Consider the following 24,575-nt stretch of genomic DNA (forward strand, 5'->3'; position numbering starts at 1 on the left):
ATTTTAGTTTTAACCCTTGATGCGCTCTGAAGCGGCCCCATCTAGTTGTCATCGAGTGATGTCAGGCAGCAAAAAAAGCCTGTCACAGCAGTTGAAAAGGGTCAGTTTGACCGCACATCTGCTAACAACGCTAATTGACAAAGAATTTAAGTGGGAGACGTTTAGATGGGTAAGATTATTGGTATTGACTTGGGTACAACCAACTCATGTGTTGCGGTTATGGATGGTGGTAAAGCACGTGTGCTTGAAAACGCCGAAGGCGATCGCACCACACCGTCAATCATTGCATATACACAAGATGGCGAAACTCTGGTCGGTCAGCCGGCTAAACGTCAGGCGGTGACTAACCCGCAGAACACCCTGTTCGCGATCAAGCGCCTGATTGGCCGTCGTTTCCAGGACGAAGAAGTGCAGCGTGATATCAAAATCATGCCGTACAAAATCATCGGTTCTGATAACGGTGACGCATGGTTGAACGTGAAAGACCAGAAAATGGCACCTCCGCAAATCTCTGCTGAAGTGCTGAAAAAGATGAAGAAAACCGCGGAAGACTTCCTCGGTGAAGCGGTAACCGAAGCGGTTATCACTGTTCCAGCTTACTTCAACGATGCACAGCGTCAGGCAACCAAAGATGCCGGCCGTATCGCGGGTCTGGACGTAAAACGTATCATCAACGAACCTACCGCAGCTGCACTGGCTTACGGTCTGGACAAAGGTCAGGGCAACCGCACTATCGCGGTATATGACCTGGGTGGTGGTACTTTCGATATCTCTATCATCGAGATCGATGAAGTTGATGGCGAGAAAACCTTCGAAGTGCTGGCGACCAACGGTGATACTCACCTCGGTGGTGAAGACTTCGACAGCCGTCTGATCAACTACTTAGTCGCTGAATTCAAGAAAGACCAGGGCATCGATCTGCATAACGATCCGCTGGCGATGCAGCGTCTGAAAGAAGCCGCTGAGAAAGCGAAGATTGAACTGTCTTCAGCGCAGCAGACCGACGTTAACCTGCCGTACATCACGGCAGATGCGACCGGTCCTAAGCACCTGAACATCAAAGTGACTCGTGCAAAACTGGAATCACTGGTCGAAGACCTGGTGACCCGTTCTATCGAGCCACTGAAAGTTGCGCTGCAGGACGCTGGCCTGTCTGTTTCTGATATCAACGACGTTATCCTCGTTGGTGGTCAGACCCGTATGCCAATGGTTCAGGCCAAAGTTACTGAGTTCTTTGGTAAAGAGCCACGCAAAGACGTGAACCCGGATGAAGCGGTTGCTGTAGGTGCTGCGGTTCAGGGCGGTGTGTTGGCCGGTGAAGTAAAAGACGTTCTGCTGCTGGACGTGACCCCGCTGTCGCTGGGTATCGAAACCATGGGTGGCGTGATGACTGCGCTGATCAGCAAGAACACCACCATCCCAACCAAGCACAGCCAGGTGTTCTCAACCGCTGAAGATAACCAGTCTGCCGTGACCATTCACGTGCTGCAGGGTGAGCGTAAACGTTCAGGTGATAACAAATCTCTGGGCCAGTTCAACCTCGACGGTATCCAGGCTGCACCGCGCGGTATGCCGCAGATCGAAGTGACCTTCGATATCGATGCCGATGGTATCCTGCACGTGTCTGCGAAGGACAAGAACAGCGGTAAAGAGCAGAAGATCACCATCAAAGCTTCTTCAGGTCTGAATGAAGAAGAGATCGAAAAAATGGTGCGTGACGCAGAAGCGAATGCCGAGTCTGACCGTAAGTTCGAAGAGCTGGTGCAGACGCGCAACCAGGGTGACCAGATTGCGCACAGCACCCGTAAGCAGTTGGATGAAGCCGGTGACAAACTGTCTGCTGAAGACAAAGCACCGATCGAGTCTGCGCTGACCGAGCTGAACACTGCGCTGAAAGGCGAAGACAAAGCGGAAATCGAAGCCAAGATGCAGGCTCTGATGGAAGTTTCAAGCAAACTGATGGAACTGGCGCAGCAGCAAGGCCAGGCGGGCGCAGCAGATGCTGGCGACGCTTCAGCGAAGAAAGATGACGATGTTGTCGACGCTGAATTCGAAGAAGTTAAAGATAAAAAATAATTGCCCCTGACCGGGCGCGACGGCTGGCCTGACAGCCGTTGAAACCAGCACGGGCGTAGGAGATCTCTCCACGCCCGTGCGATCATGTTAAGGGCAGAACAAAATGGCTAAGAGTGATTTTTACGAGATCTTAGGCGTCTCTAAATCCGCAGATGAGCGTGAAATCAAAAAGGCTTACAAGCGCCTGGCGATGAAATACCATCCGGACCGTAACCCGGACAATAAAGAAGCCGAAGCTAAGTTTAAAGAGATTAAAGAAGCCTACGAAATCCTGACCGATGCGCAAAAGCGTGCGGCCTATGACCAGTACGGCCATGCAGCCTTCGAACAGGGTGGCATGGGTGGTGGTGGATTCGGTGGCGGCGGCTTTGGCGGCGGCGGTGCTGACTTCAGCGATATCTTTGGCGACGTATTTGGCGATATTTTTGGTGGTGGACGCCGTCAGCGTGCTGCCCGTGGCGCCGATTTACGCTACAACATGGAGCTGTCGCTGGAAGAAGCGGTACGCGGCGTGACCAAAGAGATCCGCATTCCAACCCTGGAAGAGTGTGATGTCTGCCACGGTAGCGGGGCTAAAGCGGGTACTCAGCCGCAAACCTGTTCGACCTGTCATGGTGCAGGCCAGGTGCAGATGCGCCAAGGCTTCTTTACCGTACAGCAGGCGTGTCCGACCTGTCACGGTCGTGGTTCGGTGATCAAAGACCCGTGCAACGCCTGTCATGGACATGGTCGCGTTGAACGCCAGAAAACCTTGTCGGTGAAAATCCCGGCAGGCGTAGATACCGGCGATCGCATTCGTCTGAGCGGCGAAGGTGAAGCGGGTGAACATGGTGCGCCAGCGGGCGATCTGTACGTTCAGGTCTCGGTGAAAAAACACCCGATCTTCGAGCGTGAAGATAACAACCTGTACTGTGAAGTGCCGATCAACTTCGCGATGGCGGCATTGGGCGGCGAGATCGAAGTGCCTACTCTTGATGGTCGCGTGAAGTTGAAAGTGCCGTCTGAAACCCAAACCGGCAAGCTGTTCCGCATGCGCGGTAAAGGCGTGAAGTCAGTGCGCGGTGGCGCAGTGGGCGATCTGCTGTGTCGTGTGGTGGTGGAAACCCCAGTTAGCCTCAACGACAAACAGAAAGCGCTGTTGCGTGAGCTGGAAGAGAGCTTTGGCGGCCCAACGGGAGAGAAAAACAGCCCGCGCTCTAAAAGCTTCTTCGATGGTGTGAAAAAGTTCTTTGACGATCTGACCCGCTAATCGGGTAAGTGGTTCACAATGAAGCGGAGAGGCGACTCTCCGCTTTTTTTATGGCTATGATTTAATAGATCGGTATTACCGATCTATAAACGAGACATAAGCTGCTTTTAACGAGGTATTTACGCCGCTAAACTAGCCGCTAAAAATTGTCCTGCTCAGGAGGAGTTGTGAACAAACCCCGTAGTATTCGAAGCCTACTGAAGAGCTTTATCGCGAGTGATGCCAGCAACGGCATCGTGCTTATTCTTGCCGCTGTTGCGGCAATGATCCTCGCCAACAGTGCAGAAACCGCGCAAGGTTATCAATCGTTCCTCGCTGAGCCGGTGCAAATTCGTTTTGGCGCACTGGATATCAGCAAAAACCTGTTGCTGTGGATCAACGATGCGTTGATGGCGTTGTTCTTTTTATTAATCGGCCTTGAAGTGAAGCGTGAGCTGATGATTGGTGAGTTAGCCAGTCGCGACCGTGCCATCTTCCCGGTGATTGCAGCCCTCGGTGGTATGGTGGTTCCCGGGCTGATTTTCTTCGGTTTAAATCATGCTGATGAAATCGCTCGTAACGGCTGGGCGATCCCAACTGCCACTGACATTGCCTTTGCTTTAGGTGTGCTGGCACTGCTCGGCAGCCGCGTACCTGCCGCACTGAAAGTGTTCCTGATGGCACTAGCGATTATTGATGATCTCGGCGCTATCGTGATCATCGCGCTGTTCTATACCAGCGATCTCTCGGTGCTGTCGTTGAGCGTCGCCGCTGGTGCTATCGTATTGCTGGCGATATTGAACCGCTGCGGTGTGCGTAACATTGCGATTTACATGCTGGTGGGTGTGGTGCTGTGGACCGCTGTGCTTAAATCCGGCGTGCATGCCACGCTGGCAGGGGTGATCGTGGGCTTCTTCGTGCCGCTGGAAGAGAAGGATGGCCATTCGCCTGCAGAACATTTAGCACACGGTTTGATGCCCTGGGTGAACTGGCTGATTCTGCCGCTGTTCGCTTTCGCTAACGCCGGCATCTCTTTAAGTGGCATTACATTTGGCGACGTACTGTCACCGGAGCCACTGGGCATTATCCTCGGCCTGTTAATCGGTAAACCGCTGGGCATTACGTTGTTCTGCTGGCTGGCAGTGAAGTGGCGACTGGCGGTGTTGCCGAACGGCACCGCAATACGCGATATCATGGCGATCGGTGTGCTGTGCGGTATTGGCTTTACCATGTCGATCTTCATTAGCTCACTGGCCTTTGACGCCGCACATGAGCAGCTGGTGACTTTCTCTAAACTCGGTATCCTCAGTGGCTCACTGCTGTCGGCAGTGATCGGTTACACACTGTTGCGTATCAAACTGCGATAAACAGGGAAGGAGGCACAAGCCTCCTTTTTTATGATGAATCAGCTCAATTTCAATCATCTCTATTATTTCTGGCAGGTGTGTAAAACTGGCTCCGTGGTGCGCGCAGCCGATGTTCTCTGCCTGACGCCGCAAACGGTAACGGGGCAGATTAAAGCACTGGAAGAACAATTGGGTGGCGCGCTGTTTCGCCGCCAGGGGCGTGGTTTGGTGCCTAATGAACTCGGACAACTGGTGTTTCGCTACGCCGACCGCATGTTCATGCTCAGCCAGGAGATGCTGGATATCGTTAACTATCGCAAAGAGTCGCACCTGTTGTTCGACGTGGGTGTGGCGGATGCGTTATCAAAACCACTGGTGAGCAAAGTGCTGGAAGCGGCCGTGGTGTCGGAGGAGAAAATTCATCTGCGCTGTTTCGAGTCAACGCACGAGATGTTGCTGGAGCAACTAAGCCAGCACAAGCTCGACATGATTGTCTCGGATTGCCCAATCGACTCCACTCAGCAGGAAGGTTTGTTCTCAGTGAAACTCGGCGAATGCCCAATCAGTTTCTGGTGCAATGCACCGCTGCCCGATCGTCCTTTCCCGGCATGTTTAGAGCAGCGTCGCCTGCTCATTCCTGGACGTCGCTCGATGCTCGGCCGCAAGTTGCTAAACTGGATTCACAGCCAGGGGTTGCAGGTGGATATTCTGGGTGAGTTTGATGATGCGGCCTTGATGAAGGCCTTTGGTGCGCAGAACCATGCGATTTTTGTCGCGCCGACACTCTATGGCGCTGAGATTTATCGCGATGATACGATCCGTGAAATAGGGCGTCTGGAGGCGGTCATGGAGGAGTATCACGTGATCTTTGCCGAGCGCATGATTCAACATCCGGCGGTACAGCGCATCTGCAATCGTGATTTCAGCGCACTCTTTAATGCCAAATCGCAGGCATAAAAAAACCGGCTAAGCGCCGGTTCTTTCGACAAAGCGATAACCTAACAGGCGATTAAGCCAGTTTGGTGATCTGTGCAGCCAGGTTTGCTTTATGGCGTGCAGCTTTGTTTTTGTGGATCAGACCTTTAGCAGCCTGACGGTCCACGATTGGTTGCATTTCGTTGAATGCGTTCTGCGCAGCAGCTTTGTCGCCTGTTGCGATAGCCGCGTATACTTTCTTGATGAAAGTACGCATCATTGAACGGTTGCTTGCGTTATGCTTGCGACGTTTCTCAGATGTTACGGCGCGTTTCTTAGCTGATTTGATATTAGCCAAGGTCCAACTCCCAAATGTGATCTATATGGACAAATCAAAGGCCGAGGACTATGCCTTTTGCGCCTTCTTTTGTCAATGGATTTGTGCAAATAAGCGTCGTTTTAGCAACGGCGCTTGATTACGTAATTGATGGCGCAGGATTCTACCAGCAACACGTCGCTGAATACAGTATTTCGCATTAAAAATCTTCATTACCTGCCTGAGCAATGGGTTGCGTGCGCATTAGGCTGCACCATACGCAGGAAAGGCACGCAGACGGGTTAACCTGAAGGCCATTCAAGGGTATAATCCGCCGATTTCCACCGGTTTGAGTCAGCCATGAAGTTTATCCGCGGTATTTATAATCTGAAAGAGCAGCATCGCGGCTGCGTCCTGACCATTGGCAATTTTGACGGCGTACATCGCGGCCACCAGGCATTGATGGCGGAGTTGATTGCTGAAGGACGTCAACGCAATCTGCCGGTGGTGGTGATGCTGTTTGAACCGCAACCACTTGAATTGTTTGCCGGTGACAAAGCCCCGGCACGCCTGACGCGTTTGCGCGAGAAGCTGAAGTATCTCGAACAGGCAGGTGTTGATGCGGTGCTCTGCGTCCGCTTTGATCGCCGTTTTGCGGCACACTCCGCACAAAGTTTTATCGCTGAACTGCTGGTCGATAAACTCAACGTGAAGTTTCTCGCAGTGGGTGATGATTTCCGCTTTGGCGCTGGTCGCCAGGGGGATTTCCTGTTATTACAGAAAGCCGGTGTCGAGTATGGCTTCGACGTCATCAGCACCCAGACCTATTGTGATGGCGGTGCGCGTATCAGCAGCACGGCGGTACGTCAGGCACTGGCCCAGGATGATTTTGCGCAGGCGGAAGCGCTGCTGGGCCATCCATTCAGTATTTCAGGGCGCGTCGTGCACGGTGATGCACTGGGGCGCACCATTGGTTTCCCCACCGCTAACATTCCATTACGCCGCACAGTAACGCCGGTGAAAGGGGTGTTTGCGGTAGAAGTGTTAGGCCTGGGCGACAAGCCCATCGCTGGCGTGGCCAACATTGGCACACGTCCGACGGTAAAAGGTCTGCGTCAGCAGCTTGAAGTTCACCTGCTTGACACACATATGAATCTTTATGGCCACCACATTGAGGTGGTGCTGAAACAGAAGATTCGCGACGAACAGCGTTTCGCTTCGCTGGACGCGTTGAAAGAACAAATTGCGAAAGATGTGGTGACGGCCCGCCAATTTTTTGGGCTTAACGCACCGGCTTAATGACCGAAATACGGAACCGAGAATCTGATGAGTGACTATAAATCTACCCTGAATTTGCCGGAAACGGGGTTCCCGATGCGTGGCGATCTGGCCAAACGCGAACCGGGAATGCTGCAACGTTGGACTGATGACAACCTGTACGGCATCATCCGCGAAGCCAAAAAAGGGAAAAAAACCTTTATTTTGCATGATGGCCCTCCATACGCGAACGGCAGCATTCATATTGGTCACTCCGTTAACAAGATTCTGAAAGACATTATCGTTAAGTCGAAAGGCATGGCGGGATACGACTCGCCATATGTACCCGGTTGGGACTGCCACGGCTTGCCGATTGAGCACAAAGTTGAGCAGATGATCGGTAAACCGGGCGAGAAAGTCTCCGCAGCGGAATTCCGTGCCGCCTGCCGTAACTATGCTGCTGAGCAGGTTGAAGGCCAGAAGAAAGACTTTATCCGTTTGGGCGTACTGGGTGACTGGGATCGTCCTTACCTGACTATGGACTTCAAAACTGAAGCCAACATCATTCGTGCGCTGAGTAAAATTATTGGCAATGGCCACCTGCACAAAGGTGCCAAACCGGTGCACTGGTGCATGGATTGCCGTTCAGCACTGGCTGAAGCGGAAGTGGAGTACTACGACAAAACCTCCCCTTCCATCGACGTGATGTTTAACGCCGTTGATGCTGATGCGGTACGCGCTAAGTTTGGCGTTGCAACCTCTGAAGGCCCGGTTTCTCTGGTTATCTGGACCACCACCCCGTGGACCATGCCGGCCAACCGTGGCATCTCACTGCATCCAGAATTTGAATATCAGCTGCTGCAAATCGAAGGCCGCAGCTTGATCCTCGCGAAAGAGATGGTTGAGAGCGTGATGAAGCGCGCGGGCATCGCTGAGTGGACGGTCCTGGGCGAATGCAACGGTGCAGCACTTGAGCTGCAGCTGTTCCAGCACCCGTTCCTTGAGCAGATCCAGTCGAAAGTCGTATTGGGCGAGCACGTTACGCTGGAAGCGGGTACCGGTGCAGTGCATACCGCACCTGGACACGGCCCGGATGACTATGTGATCGGCCAGAAATACGGTCTGGAAACCGCTAACCCTGTCGGTCCAGATGGCGCGTACCTGCCAGGCACCTATCCAACGCTGGACGGCGTAAACGTGTTTAAAGCCAACGACATGATCGTTGAGCTGCTGAAAGAGAAAGGCGCACTGCTGCACGTTGAAAAACTGCTGCATAGCTATCCGCACTGCTGGCGCCACAAAACCCCGATCATCTTCCGTGCTACCCCTCAGTGGTTCATCAGCATGGATCAGAAAGGCCTGCGTGCGCAGTCGCTGAAAGAGATCAAAGGCGTGCAATGGATCCCGGATTGGGGCCAGGCGCGTATCGAAGCGATGGTGGCGAACCGTCCAGACTGGTGTATCTCACGTCAGCGTACCTGGGGCGTGCCGATGGCGCTGTTCGTACACAAAGAGACCGAGCAGCTGCATCCGGATACGCTGGAGCTGATGGAAAAAGTCGCGAAGTGCGTAGAGCAGGATGGCATTCAGGCATGGTGGGATCTCGATCCGCGCGATCTGATGGGCGACGACGCTGACAACTACGTCAAAGTACCGGATACGCTGGATGTGTGGTTCGATTCAGGCTCAACCAGCTACTCCGTGGTCGATGCGCGCCCAGAATTTGGCGGCCATGCGCCGGATATGTATCTGGAAGGTTCAGATCAGCATCGTGGCTGGTTCATGTCTTCGCTGATGATCTCGACGGCGATGAAAGGCAAAGCGCCTTATCGTCAGGTACTGACGCACGGTTTCACCGTGGACGGTCAGGGCCGCAAGATGTCGAAATCTATCGGCAACACCGTGGCGCCGCAGGATGTGATGGACAAACTGGGCGCGGATATCTTGCGTCTGTGGGTCGCCTCAACCGATTACTCCGGTGAAATGGCGGTGTCCGATGAGATCCTGAAGCGTGCCGCTGACAGCTATCGTCGTATCCGTAACACCGCGCGTTTCCTGCTGGCTAACCTCGCGGGCTTCAACCCGGCGACGGATTGCGTGAAGCCAGAAGAGATGGTGGTCGTGGATCGCTGGGCGGTTGGCCGTGCGCTGGCTGCACAGCAAGACATCGTCCAGTCGTACGAGAACTACGATTTCCATGAAGTGGTGCAGCGTCTGATGCACTTCTGCTCCATCGAAATGGGCTCGTTCTATCTTGATGTGATCAAAGATCGTCAGTACACCGCGAAAGGTGACAGCCTCGCGCGTCGTAGTTGCCAGACCGCGCTGTGGCACATTGTTGAAGCGCTGGTGCGCTGGATGGCGCCAATCATGTCCTTCACTGCTGATGAAATCTGGGGCTACCTGCCGGGTGAACGTGCTAAATACGTATTCACTGAAGAGTGGTATGAAGGCCTGTTTGGTCTGGCGGATAACGAAGCACTGAACGACGCCTACTGGGATGAGCTGCTGAAAGTGCGCGGCGAAGTCAACAAAGTGATCGAGCAAGCGCGCAGCGATAAACGTATCGGTGGCGCACTGGAAGCCGCAGTAACGCTTTACGCGGATGCTGAACTGGCCGCTAAACTGCAGGCGCTGGGCGATGAGTTGCGTTTTGTCTTGCTGACTTCCGGCGCGACGGTGGCGGATTACGCCACTGCCAACGATGAAGCGCAGCAGAGCGAAGTACTGAAAGGTCTGAAAATCGCACTTCATAAAGCAGAAGGCGAGAAATGTCCGCGTTGCTGGCATTACACTACTGACGTTGGCCAGAATCCGGAGCATGCTGCGGTCTGTGGACGTTGTTACACCAACGTAGCCGGCAACGGTGAAGTGCGGAAATTTGCCTGATGAGTAAGCTCTGCTCTACCGGATTGCGCTGGTTGTGGCTGGTGCTGGTGGTGATCGTGGTCGATTTCGCCAGCAAGCAGTGGATCATGAACAACATGATGCTGCATGAAACACAGCCGCTGATACCGTTCCTGAATCTGTTCTACGCGCACAACTATGGCGCGGCGTTTAGCTTCCTGGCGGATAAAGGTGGCTGGCAGCGTTGGTTCTTTGCCGGCATCGCGATTGCGATTGTGGTCGCGCTGGTGGTGATGATGTATCGCAACCGTGCAAGTAACAAATTAACCAATATTGCCTACGCGCTGATTATCGGCGGGGCGTTGGGTAACCTGTTTGACCGTGCATATCACGGCTTCGTGGTGGATTTCATCGACTTCTACGTTGGTGACTGGCATTTTGCCACCTTCAACATCGCTGACTGCGGCATCTGTATTGGTGCGGCCTTGGTGGTGCTGGAAGGATTCCTCACGCCGAAAGACAAACAGGTCAAAGAGAAAGGGTAACAAATGACTGAGTCCGTACAGCGCGATAGCGCGTTGCTGGTGCATTTCACGCTGAAGCTGGAAGATGGCTCAACAGCGGAATCCACACGCGCCAACGGCAAACCAGCGCTGTTCCGTCTTGGAGATGGCAGCTTGTCGGGTGCATTGGAACAGGAACTGTTAGGACGTAAAGTCGGCGATAAGCATGCCTTTACGCTGGCACCGGAAGATGCCTTTGGTGGCACCAGTCCGGACCTGGTTCAGTACTTTTCGCGCCGTGACTTTAAAGATGCTGGCGAACCTGAAGTCGGTTCCATCATGCTGTTCAGCGGCAGAGGTGGCAGCGAGATGCCGGGTGTGATCCGTGAAATTTCCGGTGACTCTATCACCGTTGATTTTAACCATCCGTTGGCCGGCCAGCGCATTCAGTTTGAAATTGAAGTACTGGAGATTGATCCGGTGCTGGAGGCCAGCGATGCAAATCCTGTTAGCTAACCCTCGCGGTTTCTGTGCAGGCGTGGATCGCGCCATCAGTATTGTGGAGCGCGCGCTGGAGATGTACGGTGCACCGATCTACGTGCGTCACGAAGTGGTACATAACCGCTACGTGGTAAGTAGCTTGCGCGATCGGGGAGCGATCTTCATTGAAGAGATCAGCGAAGTGCCGGACGATGCCATCCTGATCTTCTCCGCTCACGGCGTTTCTCAGGCGGTGCGGGCGGAAGCGAAGGCGCGCAATCTCACTATGCTGTTTGACGCCACTTGTCCGCTGGTGACCAAGGTACATATGGAAGTGGCGCGCGCCAGCCGTAAAGGTGTGGAAGCCATTCTGATTGGTCATGCCGGACATCCTGAAGTGGAAGGCACCATGGGGCAGTATAACAACCCCAATGGTGGCATGTATTTGGTGGAGTCACCGGAAGATGTGTTCAAGCTGAGCGTTAAGGACGAAGGCAATCTGTGCTTCATGACACAGACTACTTTATCGGTTGATGATACGTCAGATGTGATTGATGCACTGCGTCAGCGCTTCCCGGCAATTATTGGCCCACGCAAAGATGATATCTGTTACGCCACCACTAACCGCCAGGAAGCCGTGCGTGTTCTGGCGCGTGATGCGGAAGTGGTGCTGGTGGTTGGCTCGAAAAACTCCTCTAACTCCAACCGTCTGGCCGAACTGGCACAGCGTGCGGGGAAACTGGCGAAGCTGATCGATTCAGCGGATGACATTCAGGAAGAGTGGGTTAAAGGCAAGCAGATCATCGGTGTGACGGCGGGCGCGTCGGCACCGGATATTCTGGTGCAGCAGGTGATTCAGCGCTTGAAAGAGTATGGCGGTGAAGCCGCGATTGAGCTGATTGGCCGCGAAGAGAACATTGTGTTTGAAGTGCCGAAAGAGTTGCGTGTCGAAGTGCGCAACGTCCAGTAAGCGTTTGCTACCGAAACAGAATCAGGCCGACATCGTTCGGCCTTTTCTTTATCTGTCGTCGCCAAAAAGACCACTTCCAGCAGGTGGGATTGCTTTTACTGATAATGTTTGGCGGCTGGCATAAAATTCTTATTATCCCTTTTTTATTGTGGCGTGACTGTTATCTGACCGTTAACCTGTTTACGCTTTGCATGCATAGATTTGTATCAGGAATGAATAATTATGAGTGATATCCGCATTGCTATCGTTGGTGCGCCGGGCCGCATGGGACGCAATTTAATTCAGGCCGTGCAGCAAGCGGAAGGTGTCGCGTTAGGCGCAGCACTGGCACGCAGCGGTTCTTCACTGCTGGGCGCTGACGCAGGTGAACTGGCTGGTATCGGTAAAACCGGTATTACCGTTACCGATGATTTGCTGAAAGTGGTCCATGATTTTGATGTGCTAATCGACTTTACTCGCCCGGAAGGCACGCTGGAATATCTGGCGTTCTGCCGTGAGCATCAAAAAGCGATGGTGATCGGCACCACAGGTTTCGATGAAGCGGGCAAAGAAGCGATTCGCGCTGCTGCGGAAGAAATTGGCATTGTGTTTGCCGCGAACTTTAGTGTTGGAGTGAACCTGGTGCTGAATCTGCTGCAGCAAGCGGCCAAAGTGATGGGTGACTATGCCGATATTGAAATCGTGGAAGCGCATCACCGTCATAAAGTTGATGCACCATCAGGTACAGCGTTAGCGATGGGCGAAGCCATTGCCGATGCGATGAACTGGAATTTAGATGAGCACGCCGTCTACGCCCGCGAAGGCCATACCGGCGAGCGTAAAGCGCAGACCATCGGTTTCGCGACCGTGCGCGCGGGTGATATTGTCGGTGAGCATACCGCGATGTTTGCTGATGTTGGCGAGCGTGTAGAGATTACCCATAAGGCTTCCAGCCGCATGACCTTTGCTAATGGCGCAGTTAAGGCGGCAAGTTGGTTGAAGAATAAGAAATCTGGCCTCTATGATATGCGAGATGTGCTGGATTTATCGATGTTGTGAGTGTTGTGAACCATCGTGATGTGGTTATTTCAATCGGTAAGATGATGATTGAATAGGGCAATGTGATCATTGCCCTTTATTTTACTTGTTAAAATGATGGGTTGGTTGCTATTTTGTCTTGTGATGGCCATTTCACAAGCTTTATGTCTATTAAGGAGTCAGTAAGATGCGATTTTTGACCATTTGGTCAAAAATTTATGCGTGGTAGCACGTGTTTGCGATTATTGCCGCTTAGCAACCGTTTATTTTCCTCACTTATCTCACTCTTTTATCGCCTTTCTCGCTTTTTAACATTCAACAGCCTTAAAAATACAAAAAAATAGTCGCTCAGGGTAGACAAGCTGAAGGTCGATCATTAGAATGCGCGCAATTTGCCAAAATTCGAGCATTCAGGCGGATTTTGCATTGATTCGGGCATGTATTTTGAATTAATATGCAAATATTGTGACTGTTTATTCCCTGGAGGATGTTTTGATTAAGTCAGCGCTCTTGGTTCTGGAAGACGGAACCCAATTCCACGGTCGGGCCATCGGGGCAACGGGGTCGGCAGTGGGGGAAGTCGTTTTCAACACGTCAATGACTGGTTATCAAGAAATCCTCACTGATCCTTCCTATTCCCGCCAAATCGTTACCCTCACTTATCCCCATATCGGCAATGTTGGCGTTAATGCCGCCGATGAAGAATCCAGCCAAATCCATGCTCAAGGCCTCGTTATTCGCGACCTGCCGCTGATCACCAGCAACTTCCGCAGTGAAGAAAGCCTGTCAGCTTACTTGCAGCGCAATAACATTGTAGGCATCGCCGATATTGATACGCGCAAACTGACCCGTTTGCTGCGTGAGAAAGGCGCACAGAGCGGCTGCATTATTGCGGGTGATAATCCGGATGCGGCATTGGCGCTGCAAAAGGCGCAGGCGTTCCCGGGCTTGAAAGGGATGGATCTGGCAAAAGAAGTGACTACCGCAGAAACTTACGCGTGGCAGCAGGGTAGCTGGACCCTGGAAGGGGATTTGCCTGAGCAGAAAACGGCTGCAGAGCTGCCGTTCCACGTTGTTGCCTATGACTTCGGCGCTAAGCGCAACATCCTGCGTATGCTGGTGGATCGTGGCTGCCGCTTGACGGTTGTCCCGGCCAAAACCAGCGCAGAAGAGGTGCTGGCACTGAATCCAGATGGCATCTTCCTGTCGAACGGTCCTGGTGACCCGGAGCCGTGTGACTACGCCATCAATGCAATTCAGGCGTTCCTGAAAACCGATATTCCAGTGTTCGGTATCTGCCTTGGCCATCAGCTGCTGGCACTGGCAAGCGGTGCGAAAACCATCAAGATGAAACTCGGCCACCACGGCGGCAACCATCCGGTCAAAGATCTCGACAACAATGTGGTGATGATTACCGCGCAGAACCACGGTTTTGCGGTTGATGACAGCCAGTTGCCAGCGAATCTGCGTGTCACGCATGTGTCGCTGTTCGACCAGACGGTACAAGGTATTCACCGCACAGATAAACCGGCCTTCAGCTTCCAGGGACACCCTGAAGCGAGCCCAGGCCCGCACGATGCGGCGCCGCTGTTCGATCACTTTATCGAACTGATCGAAGCTTACCGTTCTAACGCGAAGTAATCAGGAGCCCACGATGCCAAAACGTACAGACATAAAATCCATCCTGATCCTTGGCGCTGGCCCGATCGTTATCGGCCAGGCATGTGAATTTGACTACTCCGGTGCACAGGCGTGTAAAGCGCTGCGTGAAGAGGGTTACCGCGTCATTCTGGTAAACTCCAACCCGGCTACCATTATGACCGACCCGGAAATGGCCGATGCGACCTATATCGAGCCGATTCACTGGGAAGTGGTGCGTAAGATCATTGAAAAAGAGCGCCCGGATGCGGTTCTGCCGACCATGGGCGGCCAGACAGCGCTGAACTGCGCGCTGGAACTGGAACGTCAGGGTGTACTGGCAGAGTTTGGTGTCACCATGATTGGTGCGACCGCAGATGCCATCGATAAAGCCGAAGACCGCCGCCGCTTTGATGTAGCGATGAAAAGTATCGGTCTGGGTACTGCTCGCTCTGGTATCGCGCATACCATGGAAGAAGCACTGGCCGTGGCTGAAGATGTGGGCTTCCCGTGCATCATTCGTCCTTCGTTCACCATGGGCGGGACGGGTGGCGGTATCGCTTACAACCGCGAAGAGTTCGAAGAGATTTGCGAGCGTGGCCTGGATCTGTCCCCTACCAATGAGCTGCTGATTGATGAGTCGCTGATTGGCTGGAAAGAGTACGAGATGGAAGTGGTGCGTGATAAAAACGACAACTGCATCATCGTCTGCTCAATCGAAAACTTCGATGCGATGGGTATCCACACCGGTGACTCGATCACCGTGGCACCGGCGCAAACCCTGACCGATAAAGAATACCAAATCATGCGTAACGCCTCGCTGGCGGTACTGCGTGAAATCGGTGTTGAAACCGGCGGTTCTAACGTCCAGTTCTCAGTCAATCCGAAAGATGGTCGTCTGGTTGTTATCGAGATGAACCCGCGTGTGTCGCGCTCGTCAGCGCTGGCCTCCAAAGCCACCGGTTTCCCGATTGCAAAAGTCGCCGCGAAACTGGCGGTGGGCTTCACCCTTGATGAGCTGATGAATGACATCACCGGCGGTCGTACGCCGGCGTCGTTTGAGCCGTCAATCGACTACGTTGTGACCAAGATCCCTCGCTTCAACTTCGAGAAGTTCGCTGGCGCCAATGACCGCCTGACCACGCAGATGAAATCTGTGGGTGAAGTGATGGCAATTGGCCGCACCTTCCAGGAATCAATGCAGAAAGCGCTGCGCGGTCTGGAAGTCGGTGCAAACGGCTTCGACCCGAAAGTGGATCTGGATGATGCCGAAGCGCTGACCCGCATCCGCCGTGAGCTGAAAGATGCCGGTTCTGACCGTATCTGGTACATCGCCGATGCGTTCCGTGCCGGTATGTCGGTGGATGGCGTGTTCAACCTGACTAACATTGACCGCTGGTTCCTGGTGCAAATCGAAGAGCTGGTGCGCCTGGAAGAGCAGGTTGCGCGTGAAGGTGTTAACTCACTGAATGCTGATTTCCTGCGTGCACTGAAGCGCAAAGGCTTTGCTGACGTGCGTCTGGCAAACCTGGCGGGCGTGGCGGAGAGCGAAATTCGCAAGCTGCGTCAGCAGTTCAACCTGCACCCAGTCTACAAACGCGTAGACACCTGTGCGGCAGAATTCTCCACCGATACCGCTTATATGTACTCCACTTATGAAGAAGAGTGCGAAGCGAATCCAAACCAGGATCGTGACAAAATCATGATTTTGGGCGGCGGTCCAAACCGTATCGGTCAGGGAATCGAGTTCGATTACTGCTGCGTACATGCGGCGCTGGCGCTGCGCGAAGACGGTTACGAAACCATTATGGTGAACTGTAACCCAGAGACCGTATCGACTGACTACGACACCTCCGACCGCTTGTACTTCGAACCGGTGACGCTGGAAGACGTGCTGGAAATCGTGCGCATCGAGAAGCCTAAAGGCGTCATCGTGCAGTACGGCGGCCAGACCCCGCTGAAGCTGGCGCGTGCGCTGGAAGCGGCAGGCGTACCCGTGATTGGTACCAGCCCAGATGCGATTGACCGCGCTGAAGATCGTGAGCGCTTCCAGCAGGCGGTTGATCGCCTGAGCCTGAAGCAACCGGCTAACGCCACCGTGGCTACGCTGGAACAAGCCGTCGAGAAAGCCGCAGGTATCGGTTATCCGTTGGTGGTGCGTCCTTCTTATGTGCTGGGCGGCCGTGCGATGGAAATCGTTTATGATGAAATCGACCTGAAGCGTTACTTCCAGACCGCGGTTTCTGTTTCCAACGATGCACCGGTACTGCTGGACCGCTTCCTGGATGATGCAGTGGAAGTCGACGTGGATGCGATTTGCGACGGTGAACGTGTGCTGATTGGTGGCATCATGGAGCACATCGAGCAAGCCGGTGTTCACTCCGGTGACTCCGCCTGTTCACTGCCGGCTTATACGCTGAGCACTGAAATCCAGAACGTGATGCGTCAACAGGTCGAGAAACTGGCCTTCGAGCTGAACGTGCGCGGTTTGATGAACGTGCAGTTTGCGGTGAAGGACAACGAAGTCTACCTGATTGAGGTGAACCCACGTGCGGCGCGTACCGTGCCATTCGTGTCTAAAGCGACCGGTGTACCTTTAGCGAAAGTGGCTGCGCGTGTGATGGCAGGGAAAACCCTGGCTGAGCAGGGCGTCACGAAAGAAATCATTCCACCGTATTATTCGGTGAAAGAAGTGGTGCTGCCGTTCAACAAGTTCCCGGGTGTTGACCCGATTCTTGGCCCAGAGATGCGTTCTACCGGTGAAGTGATGGGTGTCGGCCGTACCTTCGCTGAGGCGTTTGCCAAAGCGATGCTGGGTGCGCAGAGCAACATGAAGAAAACCGGTCGTGCGTTACTGTCAGTGCGCGAAGGCGATAAGAAACGTATTGTTGACCTGGCGGCGAAGCTGCAGAAGTTTGGCTTCGAGTTAGATGCCACACACGGTACCGCTGTGGTGCTGGGTGAAGCCGGTATCAACCCACGTCTGGTTAACAAGGTGCATGAAGGTCGTCCACACATTCAGGACCGTCTGAAGAATGGTGAGTACACCTACATCGTTAATACCACCGCGGGTCGTCAGGCGATTGAAGATTCCAAACTGATTCGCCGCAGTGCGCTGCAATATAAAGTGCATTATGACACCACGCTGAACGGTGGATTTGCTACGGCGATGGCGTTGAATGCCGACCCGACTGAGAAAGTGATTTCAGTGCAGGAAATGCATGCGCAAATCAAAGGTTAATCAATAAGTTGACCGACTTAAAACGGCTCCTCCGGGAGCCGTTTTTTTTCGCCTGTTTATCATTGGTTGAATAAGGTTATGTGTGAAAAATCTATTGATTTGACATAGTTTTTATCAGTTGATGCGATAACGGTTACACCTCGGATTATCCGCACAAATTTATAAATACGATCCCGGTAAGCGCACCGTACTATCTTGAGCGCTCATCAATAGAGCGCTCACCTTAACTGGGATATAAAAAATGAAAATGCGTGCTTTCACCCTCAGCGCAGTGGCTGCGTTATTAGTTGCTGCGCCTCTCGCCAGCCAGGCGGAAATTACCCTGCTGAAGCAGGATCCGCAGGCGGGCGATCCACTTAGTCGTCTTGATTTCAAAGTCGGCGGCAGTATTCGTCCTCAGTTCCAGCATCAGGCTGGTGTCAGTGACCAATCGTATAAACGTAACGGCTACGATGGCGGTTCACGTTTCCGTTTCTCCGCTGATTACTACCTGTTTGATGACATTAGCTGGGTCAGCTACTACGAGCTGGGCGTGAACTTCCCGGCTTGGTGGGGTTGGGATCACCACTATGCCGATGGCCAGAACAACACCACGCGCCGACAGCTGTATACCGGTCTGAAAAGCAAAACCTGGGGTCAGTTGACCTTTGGTCAGCAGAACAGCGTTTACTATGATGTGGTTGGCGCGAAGACCGATATCTGGGACTACGACATGCTGGCTCAGGCACCGGGCAATGGTATCAACGGCGATTACGACGGTTCATACCGTTCACGTAAGATGCTGAAGTACAAAAACACCTTCGGCGACGTCGATGTTTATGCGTCTTATCTGTTTGCAGATAATGAACTGCTGCAGAAGAACAACAGCCTGCGCTATAAGCGTAAGAGCGGTGGTTCACTGGGTATCGATTACCACATCACGAAAGATTTAACATGGGGAACCGCGTGGAACTATACGCGCGCCACCATGCGTAATGCAGCCAATGGCGATGACAAAGATTACAACCAGAACATCTACGGTACCGCGCTGAGCTGGAAACCTGATAACTGGACGTTGTCTGCCGGTGCGGGTTGGTACCAGAACTTCTCCCCAACCACAGTGAAGAACGTCAACAACTACTTCGCAGATGATGCGTGGGGCGTTGAATACTTCGCGGGCTACAAATTCGCTATCGATCAGTATGCGGTTAAATCGATCCAGCCATACTTCATGGGCGACCGTCTGGAGTTCGTCAATGGACGTAACTACAAACGTATCGACAATGGTGTCGGTATCAGCACTAAACTGGATTACGGCTTCCAGGTGGACTACGAATACGTGATCACCTCAAGCACCGACAAATCACTGGGTAACATGAACCTGGTGCGTCTGCGCTACGATTTCTAATCGAAGTGACAACGGCTCCTGCGGGAGCCGTTTTTCTTTGTCGCAGACAGTGCTGTTTTCTTTACACTCCATCACGTCAAAGCCTCATTTCGCCCTGAGTTGTAGCGTTCAGCTGGACTAATCTGGCGTCTATTTCCATGTATGGTGGGAAAGTCGGTGTAAAACTCTGTCCAATAACAAAAATGCGGTCGCATAGGAGCTTTACGCAAATAGCGGGGGCGGCCTATCGACGAAACTTTCGCCTTTACGTATGATGGCGCCAATTTTTTTCCTGTAGGTCTTTTAACATGATTAGTCTGATCGCAGCACTGGCAGCCGATCGCATTATTGGTATGGAAAACGCCATGCCATGGAACCTGCCTGCTGATTTGGCGTGGTTCAAACGTAATACGCTGAATAAGCCGGTGATTATGGGGCGTCTGACCTTTGAATCAATCGGCCGCCCGCTACCGGGACGTTTAAATATTGTGGTGAGCAGCCAGCCTGGCACCCATGACGGCGTGACCTGGGTGACTTCACTGGACGAAGCAGTGAAAGCGGCGGGAGACGTGGAAGAGGTCATGGTGATCGGTGGCGGTCGCATTTACGAACAGATGCTGGCGCGTGCCGATCGTTTGTATCTCACACACATTGATGCCGAAGTCGAAGGTGACACCCAATTCCCGGATTACGAGCCGGATGAGTGGCAATCGACCTTTAGCGAGTTTCATGACGCCGATGCGCAAAACTCGCACAGCTACTGCTTTGAGATTTTAGATCGCCGTTGATGGTTTATCCCGGTGCGCATCAATGCGCCCCTGACGAAAATTGTGCCATATCGTCGTAGTGTCGCCATTTCGGCGACCGGGAAATCTCAGCACCATCGATTATGGCGAAAGAAAAAAAGCCCCGCTCAATTTGCGGGGCTTTTTGTTTATGATCTGCGGCAATGGTTAATTGGCCGAGGCATTTATTAATGCATGTCGCTCAATGGCGGATGTGCGCTGGTGGCACTCTCTGCCATCGCCTTTTCGCGGTTGGAGGCCTGCACATAATAGCGTTGTGATTCCCAGTGCAGCAGCGTTAACGTTCCGCCCCAGCAGCAACCGGTATCCAGTCCGATTATGTGTTCAGGTGTCCCTTTACCTTCCAGCGAAGCCCAGTGGCCAAACACCTGCGTATAGTCGCGGTCGATTTTGGCCGGAACGAGGAACCAGGGTTTCAATGGCGGTGGCGCAGAGTTGGGGGCTTCTTTGCAGATCATATCCAGCTGACCGTTGGGGAAGCAGAAGCGCATACGCGTCAGAGCATTGGTGCTGAAGCGCAGACGTGCCAAACCGCTCAATTCCGGTGTCCAGTTGTTCGGCATGTCGCCGTACATTGCATCCAGGAACAGCGGGTAGGTGTCGCTGGCCAGCACGGCTTCAACTTCACGCGCACAGAGTTTTGCTGTGTCGAGATCCCACTGCGGTGTGATACCCGCATGAGCCATCAACAGCTTTTTCTCTTCATCTACCTGTAACAGCGGCTGGCGACGTAACCAGTTGATCAGTTCATCAGCGTCGTGCGCCTCTAACAATGGCGTCAGACGATCTTTAGGTTTGTTACGGCTGATGCCCGCATAAACCGCCAGCAGATGCAGATCGTGATTGCCGAGCACCAGTCGCACGCAATCTCCCAGCGATTTCACATAGCGCAGCACATCCAGCGAACCCGGGCCACGCGCCACTAAGTCGCCGGTGAGCCAAAGCTCGTCTTGCTGCGGATCGAAATCAACCTGCGCCAGCAGCGCACGTAGCTCGTCATAACAGCCGTGAATATCGCCAATCAGGTATGTACTCATTACGTCAGTCCGATCAAAACGCGCCGCCCGGACAGGCCGGGCGGAGGGGGATTAATGTATGTGGGTTTGCACGGCGAGTCGGAACACCGGAATGTCGACGTGAAATTCTTCACCTTCATCGTCGATCATCACATAATGACCTTGCATGGTGCCCATTGGGGTTTCCAGAATCGCACCGCTGGTGTACTGATACTCACCGCCAGCGGCAATGTGCGGTTGCTCGCCAACCACACCTTCCCCCTGAACTTCAGTCTCACGACCGTTGCCATTGGTGATAAGCCAGTAGCGGCTATGCAGTTGAACGCTATTTCGTCCCAGATTACGTATGGTGATGGTGTAGGCAAACACGTAGCGATCCTCGTCGGGCAAGGATTGTGATTCCACATATTGACTCAATACATGAATACAGACGCGGGCCAGTTCACTCATACACTTATTTCTCCGGGGTTTCAGCCTGATGATTACCCAGCCAGTTCGCCAATTGGCAATACTGCGCCACGGTGACATTCTCAGCACGCAGCGAGGCATCAATGTTCAGTTCATCCAACGCACCCGCAGTAAACATATGTGCAAGGCTATTACGCAGGGTTTTACGGCGTTGACCAAAGGCTTCAGTGGTGATGCGGCTCAGCAGGCGAATATCGCTCACCGGATAAGGCGGCTCTGGGTAAGGCATCAAACGCACCACGGCGGAATCGACTTTTGGCGCAGGCGTAAAGGATTCGGGTGGTACTTCCAACACCGGAATCACCTGGCAATAGTACTGCGCCATCACGCTCAGGCGGCCATAGGCTTTACTGCCTGGTCCGGCAACCAAACGGTTTACCACTTCTTTCTGCAGCATGAAGTGCATGTCTTTAATCGAACCAGTATAGCTGAAAAGGTGGAACATCAGCGGGGTCGAAATATTGTAAGGCAGGTTGCCAAAGACGCGCAGTGGCTGACCTTTCTCCTGCGCCAGCGCCGAGAAATCGAAAGTCATGGCATCTTGCTGATAAATGGTCAGCTTCGGTCCGAGGAACTGATGGGTCTGCAAACGTGCAGCCAGATCGCGGTCCAGTTCTACAACGGTCAGTTCATCGAGGCGTTCGCCCACCGGTTCAGTTAAGGCACCAAGGCCGGGACCAATCTCCACAATCGCTTCTCCCTTCTGCGGGTGAATAGCGGAGACAATGCTGTCGATAATGTACTGATCGTTCAGGAAGTTCTGCCCGAAACGTTTACGGGCAAAATGCCCCTGATGGACGCGATTATTCATTACTGCTCTTGATCATAGTGATGGCGAGATTAAGCGCCGTGATAAAGCTGCCCGGTTCCGCCTTGCCCTGGCCGGCTAATTCCAGCGCGGTACCATGGTCGACAGAAGTCCGGATAAAGGGCAGGCCAAGGGTGATATTCACCGCGCGACCAAACCCCTGAAATTTTAGCACCGGTAAGCCCTGATCGTGATACATCGCCAGGACCGCATCGGCATGCTGTAAATACTTCGGCTGGAACAGCGTATCAGCCGGTAATGGGCCGGTGAGCTGAATACCTTGCTGACGCAGTTCGTCGAGTGCCGGAATAATAGTATCAATTTCTTCACGGCCCATATGGCCGCTTTCGCCCGCATGCGGGTTCAGGCCGCAGACGAAGATATGGGGATGCGGTAAACCGAATTTCTGCTGTAAATCCTGATGCAGAATCGTAATGACTTCATGCAGGCAGTCGCGAGTAATGGCGTCAGCGACATCTTTCAACGGCAAATGCGTGGTCGCGAGGGCGACACGCAACTCTTCGGTAGCCAACATCATCACGACGCGATCGCCACCCGCGCGTTCGGCGAAAAATTCGGTATGACCGGTAAACGGAATGCCAGCGTCATTGATGACGCCTTTGTGCACCGGTCCGGTAATCAACGCGGCAAATTCACCGTTAAGGCAACCGTCGCAGGCACGCGCCAGCGTTTCCAATACGTAGTGCCCATTCGCTACGGTTAATTCACCGGGCGTGACCGGCTGCGCAGTATCAACCTGCAGCAGCGTTAACGTACCGGCCTGCTGTGCTTGTGCCGCAACACCCGGTTGGTAATCGCGCAGCGTCAGCGGTAAGCCCAGTTGCTGGGCGCGCTGACGCAGCACATGGCCATCGGCACAGACCACCAGTTCAACTGGCCAGTCGAGCTGAGCCAGTTGAACGGTAAGATCAGGACCAATCCCGGCGGGTTCGCCGGGCGTGATCACCACACGATAATTACTGACCATTGCTGTCCAGAATCTTCACGTAAGCACTGGCGCGTTGTTCCTGCATCCAGGTTTGTGCTTCTTCGGCAAATTTACGGTTGAACAGCAGACGATAAGCACGCTCTTTCTGCGCCGCATCGGTTTTATCAACCTGGCGGGTATCCAGTAACTGAATCAAATGCCAGCCGAAGGATGAGTGTACCGGCTCGCTGACCTGGCCTTTTTGCAGCTTCAGCAGCGCATCACGGAAGGCTGGATCGTAGATTTCCGGGGTTGCCCAGCCGAGATCGCCGCCCTGATTGGCTGAACCCGGATCGTCAGAGAACTGTTTTGCTGCGGCGGCAAAGGTGGTTTTACCACTTTTGATATCTGCAGCAATCTGCTCGATCTTCGCTTGCGCCTGCGCGTCAGTGAGGATCGGAGAAGGCTTCAGCAGAATGTGACGCGCATGCACTTCGGTGACAGAGATGTTTTTGCTTTCACCGCGCAGGTCGTTCACTTTCAGAATGTGGAAGCCAACGCCAGAACGGATTGGGCCGACAATGTCACCCTTCTTCGCGGTGCTCAACGCTTGCGAGAACAGGGTAGGCAGCTCTTCAATCTTTGCCCAACCCATGTTGCCGCCTTTCAGCGCTTGCGGATCGGCAGAGTAAGTCACTGCCATTTTGCCGAAATCGGCACCGCTTTTCAGTTGACCAACTAATTGACGCGCCAGCGCTTCCTGATCGTCAACCTGCTGTTGCGTCGGATTTTCTGACAGCGGCAGCAAGATCTGGCTCACGTTCAGTTCGGTACCCTGAGTGTTCTGAGAACCAATCTGCGTTGCCAGCGTATCCACTTCCTGCGGCAGGATGGTGACACGGCGGCGCACTTCGTTATTACGCACTTCAGAGATCAGCATTTCCTGACGGATCTGCGCACGGTAAGCGTTGTAGTTCATTCCGTCATAGGCCAGGCGGCTACGCAACTGGTCCATGCTCATCTTATTTTGTGCGGCGATATTTTGAATGGCCTGATCTAACTGCTGATCGCTGACCTGCAAGCCGGCTTTCTCGCCCATCTGAAGAATGATGGCATCCATGACCTGACGCTCAAGGATCTGATGACGCAAGGTTTTGTCATCAGGTAACTGTTGATGAGCCTGCTGCGCCTGTGATTTTACGGTGCGCATCATGTTATCAACGTCACTTTCCAGTACCACGCCGTTATTCACGACGGCAGCAACTTTATCAACCTCTTGTGGGGCTGCGAACGCAGTGTTAGCGGTGATCGCTACACCAAGAATCAGCATTCTCCAGTTCTTCATACTT

Annotated in this window: 20 protein-coding genes; 14 read left to right on the top strand and 6 right to left on the bottom strand. The window is 53.4% G+C overall.

Going from position 1 to position 24,575, the window contains the following annotated elements; genetic code table 11:
* Positions 1-165 precede the first annotated feature (165 nt).
* The 4 genes from dnaK to nhaR all read left to right on the top strand — a co-directional run bounded on the left by dnaK (position 166) and on the right by nhaR (position 5,607).
* The gene (dnaK, locus tag ACCW76_RS10745; RefSeq protein WP_034826116.1) at positions 166-2,076 is read left to right on the top strand and encodes a molecular chaperone DnaK; all 1,911 of its coding nucleotides are present in this window, start codon (positions 166-168) and stop codon (positions 2,074-2,076) included.
* A 103-nt stretch (positions 2,077-2,179) separates the two neighbouring features.
* Positions 2,180-3,325 (top strand): molecular chaperone DnaJ, encoded by a 1,146-nt coding sequence (gene dnaJ, locus ACCW76_RS10750; protein WP_436338520.1) that lies wholly within the window; start codon positions 2,180-2,182, stop codon positions 3,323-3,325.
* Between the two features lie 167 nt (positions 3,326-3,492).
* The gene (nhaA, locus tag ACCW76_RS10755; protein WP_045832857.1) at positions 3,493-4,671 is read left to right on the top strand and encodes a Na+/H+ antiporter NhaA; all 1,179 of its coding nucleotides are present in this window, start codon (positions 3,493-3,495) and stop codon (positions 4,669-4,671) included.
* 33 nt (positions 4,672-4,704) lie between these two features.
* Positions 4,705-5,607 (top strand): transcriptional activator NhaR, encoded by a 903-nt coding sequence (gene nhaR / locus ACCW76_RS10760; RefSeq protein ID WP_436338590.1) that lies wholly within the window; start codon positions 4,705-4,707, stop codon positions 5,605-5,607.
* Positions 5,608-5,659: 52 nt separating this feature from the next.
* On the opposite strand, the gene rpsT is transcribed toward nhaR, so the two are convergent.
* Positions 5,660-5,923, bottom strand: coding sequence for a 30S ribosomal protein S20 (gene rpsT / locus ACCW76_RS10765; RefSeq protein ID WP_034826107.1), 264 nt, complete (start codon positions 5,921-5,923; stop codon positions 5,660-5,662).
* 318 nt (positions 5,924-6,241) lie between these two features.
* On the opposite strand from rpsT, the gene ribF reads away from it, so the two are divergent.
* The 10 genes from ribF to folA all read left to right on the top strand — a co-directional run bounded on the left by ribF (position 6,242) and on the right by folA (position 19,988).
* Positions 6,242-7,180, top strand: a complete 939-nt coding sequence (ribF, locus tag ACCW76_RS10770; protein WP_034826105.1) for a bifunctional riboflavin kinase/FAD synthetase — start codon at positions 6,242-6,244, stop codon at positions 7,178-7,180.
* 27 nt (positions 7,181-7,207) lie between these two features.
* A complete protein-coding gene (ileS, locus tag ACCW76_RS10775) occupies positions 7,208-10,027 on the top strand; it encodes an isoleucine--tRNA ligase (RefSeq protein ID WP_436338521.1) in 2,820 nt (939 codons plus the stop codon).
* The gene (lspA, locus tag ACCW76_RS10780) at positions 10,027-10,530 is read left to right on the top strand and encodes a signal peptidase II (RefSeq protein ID WP_038649144.1); all 504 of its coding nucleotides are present in this window, start codon (positions 10,027-10,029) and stop codon (positions 10,528-10,530) included. The genes ileS and lspA overlap by 1 nt, the downstream gene beginning before the upstream one ends.
* Before the next feature lie 3 nt (positions 10,531-10,533).
* Positions 10,534-11,004, top strand: a complete 471-nt coding sequence (fkpB, locus tag ACCW76_RS10785) for an FKBP-type peptidyl-prolyl cis-trans isomerase (protein ID WP_034826099.1) — start codon at positions 10,534-10,536, stop codon at positions 11,002-11,004.
* Entirely contained in the window at positions 10,985-11,938 is a 954-nt protein-coding gene (gene ispH / locus ACCW76_RS10790) for a 4-hydroxy-3-methylbut-2-enyl diphosphate reductase (RefSeq protein ID WP_034826097.1), read from the top strand. The genes fkpB and ispH overlap by 20 nt, the downstream gene beginning before the upstream one ends.
* Before the next feature lie 222 nt (positions 11,939-12,160).
* Entirely contained in the window at positions 12,161-12,976 is an 816-nt protein-coding gene (dapB, locus tag ACCW76_RS10795; RefSeq protein WP_436338522.1) for a 4-hydroxy-tetrahydrodipicolinate reductase, read from the top strand.
* 471 nt (positions 12,977-13,447) lie between these two features.
* Complete coding sequence (carA, locus tag ACCW76_RS10800; RefSeq protein ID WP_034826093.1) at positions 13,448-14,596, top strand: glutamine-hydrolyzing carbamoyl-phosphate synthase small subunit; 1,149 nt, start codon at positions 13,448-13,450, stop codon at positions 14,594-14,596.
* A 13-nt stretch (positions 14,597-14,609) separates the two neighbouring features.
* On the top strand, positions 14,610-17,834 hold the full coding sequence (carB, locus tag ACCW76_RS10805) for a carbamoyl-phosphate synthase large subunit (RefSeq protein WP_038649136.1): 3,225 nt from the start codon (positions 14,610-14,612) through the stop codon (positions 17,832-17,834).
* 241 nt (positions 17,835-18,075) lie between these two features.
* Entirely contained in the window at positions 18,076-19,221 is a 1,146-nt protein-coding gene (locus ACCW76_RS10810; RefSeq protein WP_200537415.1) for a porin, read from the top strand.
* Positions 19,222-19,508: 287 nt separating this feature from the next.
* Complete coding sequence (gene folA, locus ACCW76_RS10815; RefSeq protein ID WP_038649129.1) at positions 19,509-19,988, top strand: type 3 dihydrofolate reductase; 480 nt, start codon at positions 19,509-19,511, stop codon at positions 19,986-19,988.
* A gap of 185 nt (positions 19,989-20,173) precedes the next feature.
* On the opposite strand, the gene apaH is transcribed toward folA, so the two are convergent.
* The 5 genes from apaH to surA are packed head-to-tail and all read right to left on the bottom strand — an operon-like array spanning position 20,174 to position 24,571.
* Positions 20,174-21,043 (bottom strand): bis(5'-nucleosyl)-tetraphosphatase (symmetrical) ApaH, encoded by an 870-nt coding sequence (apaH, locus tag ACCW76_RS10820; protein ID WP_436338523.1) that lies wholly within the window; start codon positions 21,041-21,043, stop codon positions 20,174-20,176.
* 51 nt (positions 21,044-21,094) lie between these two features.
* The gene (apaG, locus tag ACCW76_RS10825) at positions 21,095-21,472 is read right to left on the bottom strand and encodes a Co2+/Mg2+ efflux protein ApaG (RefSeq protein ID WP_034826077.1); all 378 of its coding nucleotides are present in this window, start codon (positions 21,470-21,472) and stop codon (positions 21,095-21,097) included.
* A gap of 4 nt (positions 21,473-21,476) precedes the next feature.
* A complete protein-coding gene (gene rsmA, locus ACCW76_RS10830; RefSeq protein ID WP_436338524.1) occupies positions 21,477-22,301 on the bottom strand; it encodes a 16S rRNA (adenine(1518)-N(6)/adenine(1519)-N(6))-dimethyltransferase RsmA in 825 nt (274 codons plus the stop codon).
* The gene (gene pdxA / locus ACCW76_RS10835; protein ID WP_436338525.1) at positions 22,294-23,286 is read right to left on the bottom strand and encodes a 4-hydroxythreonine-4-phosphate dehydrogenase PdxA; all 993 of its coding nucleotides are present in this window, start codon (positions 23,284-23,286) and stop codon (positions 22,294-22,296) included. The genes rsmA and pdxA overlap by 8 nt, the downstream gene beginning before the upstream one ends.
* Positions 23,276-24,571: a peptidylprolyl isomerase SurA gene (gene surA / locus ACCW76_RS10840; RefSeq protein ID WP_436338526.1), complete on the bottom strand. Its 1,296-nt coding sequence runs from the start codon at positions 24,569-24,571 to the stop codon at positions 23,276-23,278. The genes pdxA and surA overlap by 11 nt, the downstream gene beginning before the upstream one ends.
* Positions 24,572-24,575 lie beyond the last annotated feature (4 nt).

Source organism: Pantoea sp. C8B4 (assembly GCF_051336905.1).
In the GTDB taxonomy this organism is placed as follows: Bacteria; Pseudomonadota; Gammaproteobacteria; order Enterobacterales; family Enterobacteriaceae; genus Pantoea; species Pantoea rwandensis_B.

Bases quoted from the DNA above. Each gene is read 5' to 3' on its own strand.
- apaH (WP_436338523.1), bottom strand. From the start codon at position 21,043: ATGAGTACATACCTGATTGGCGATATTCACGGCTGTTATGACGAGCTA.
- dapB (WP_436338522.1), top strand. From the start codon at position 12,161: ATGAGTGATATCCGCATTGCTATCGTTGGTGCGCCGGGCCGCATGGGA.
- carB (WP_038649136.1), top strand. From the start codon at position 14,610: ATGCCAAAACGTACAGACATAAAATCCATCCTGATCCTTGGCGCTGGC.
- ACCW76_RS10810 (WP_200537415.1), top strand. From the start codon at position 18,076: ATGAAAATGCGTGCTTTCACCCTCAGCGCAGTGGCTGCGTTATTAGTT.
- folA (WP_038649129.1), top strand. From the start codon at position 19,509: ATGATTAGTCTGATCGCAGCACTGGCAGCCGATCGCATTATTGGTATG.
- rsmA (WP_436338524.1), bottom strand. From the start codon at position 22,301: ATGAATAATCGCGTCCATCAGGGGCATTTTGCCCGTAAACGTTTCGGG.
- fkpB (WP_034826099.1), top strand. From the start codon at position 10,534: ATGACTGAGTCCGTACAGCGCGATAGCGCGTTGCTGGTGCATTTCACG.
- dnaK (WP_034826116.1), top strand. From the start codon at position 166: ATGGGTAAGATTATTGGTATTGACTTGGGTACAACCAACTCATGTGTT.
- dnaJ (WP_436338520.1), top strand. From the start codon at position 2,180: ATGGCTAAGAGTGATTTTTACGAGATCTTAGGCGTCTCTAAATCCGCA.
- surA (WP_436338526.1), bottom strand. From the start codon at position 24,571: ATGAAGAACTGGAGAATGCTGATTCTTGGTGTAGCGATCACCGCTAAC.
- apaG (WP_034826077.1), bottom strand. From the start codon at position 21,472: ATGAGTGAACTGGCCCGCGTCTGTATTCATGTATTGAGTCAATATGTG.
- lspA (WP_038649144.1), top strand. From the start codon at position 10,027: ATGAGTAAGCTCTGCTCTACCGGATTGCGCTGGTTGTGGCTGGTGCTG.
- ileS (WP_436338521.1), top strand. From the start codon at position 7,208: ATGAGTGACTATAAATCTACCCTGAATTTGCCGGAAACGGGGTTCCCG.
- nhaR (WP_436338590.1), top strand. From the start codon at position 4,705: ATGAATCAGCTCAATTTCAATCATCTCTATTATTTCTGGCAGGTGTGT.
- ispH (WP_034826097.1), top strand. From the start codon at position 10,985: ATGCAAATCCTGTTAGCTAACCCTCGCGGTTTCTGTGCAGGCGTGGAT.
- ribF (WP_034826105.1), top strand. From the start codon at position 6,242: ATGAAGTTTATCCGCGGTATTTATAATCTGAAAGAGCAGCATCGCGGC.
- pdxA (WP_436338525.1), bottom strand. From the start codon at position 23,286: ATGGTCAGTAATTATCGTGTGGTGATCACGCCCGGCGAACCCGCCGGG.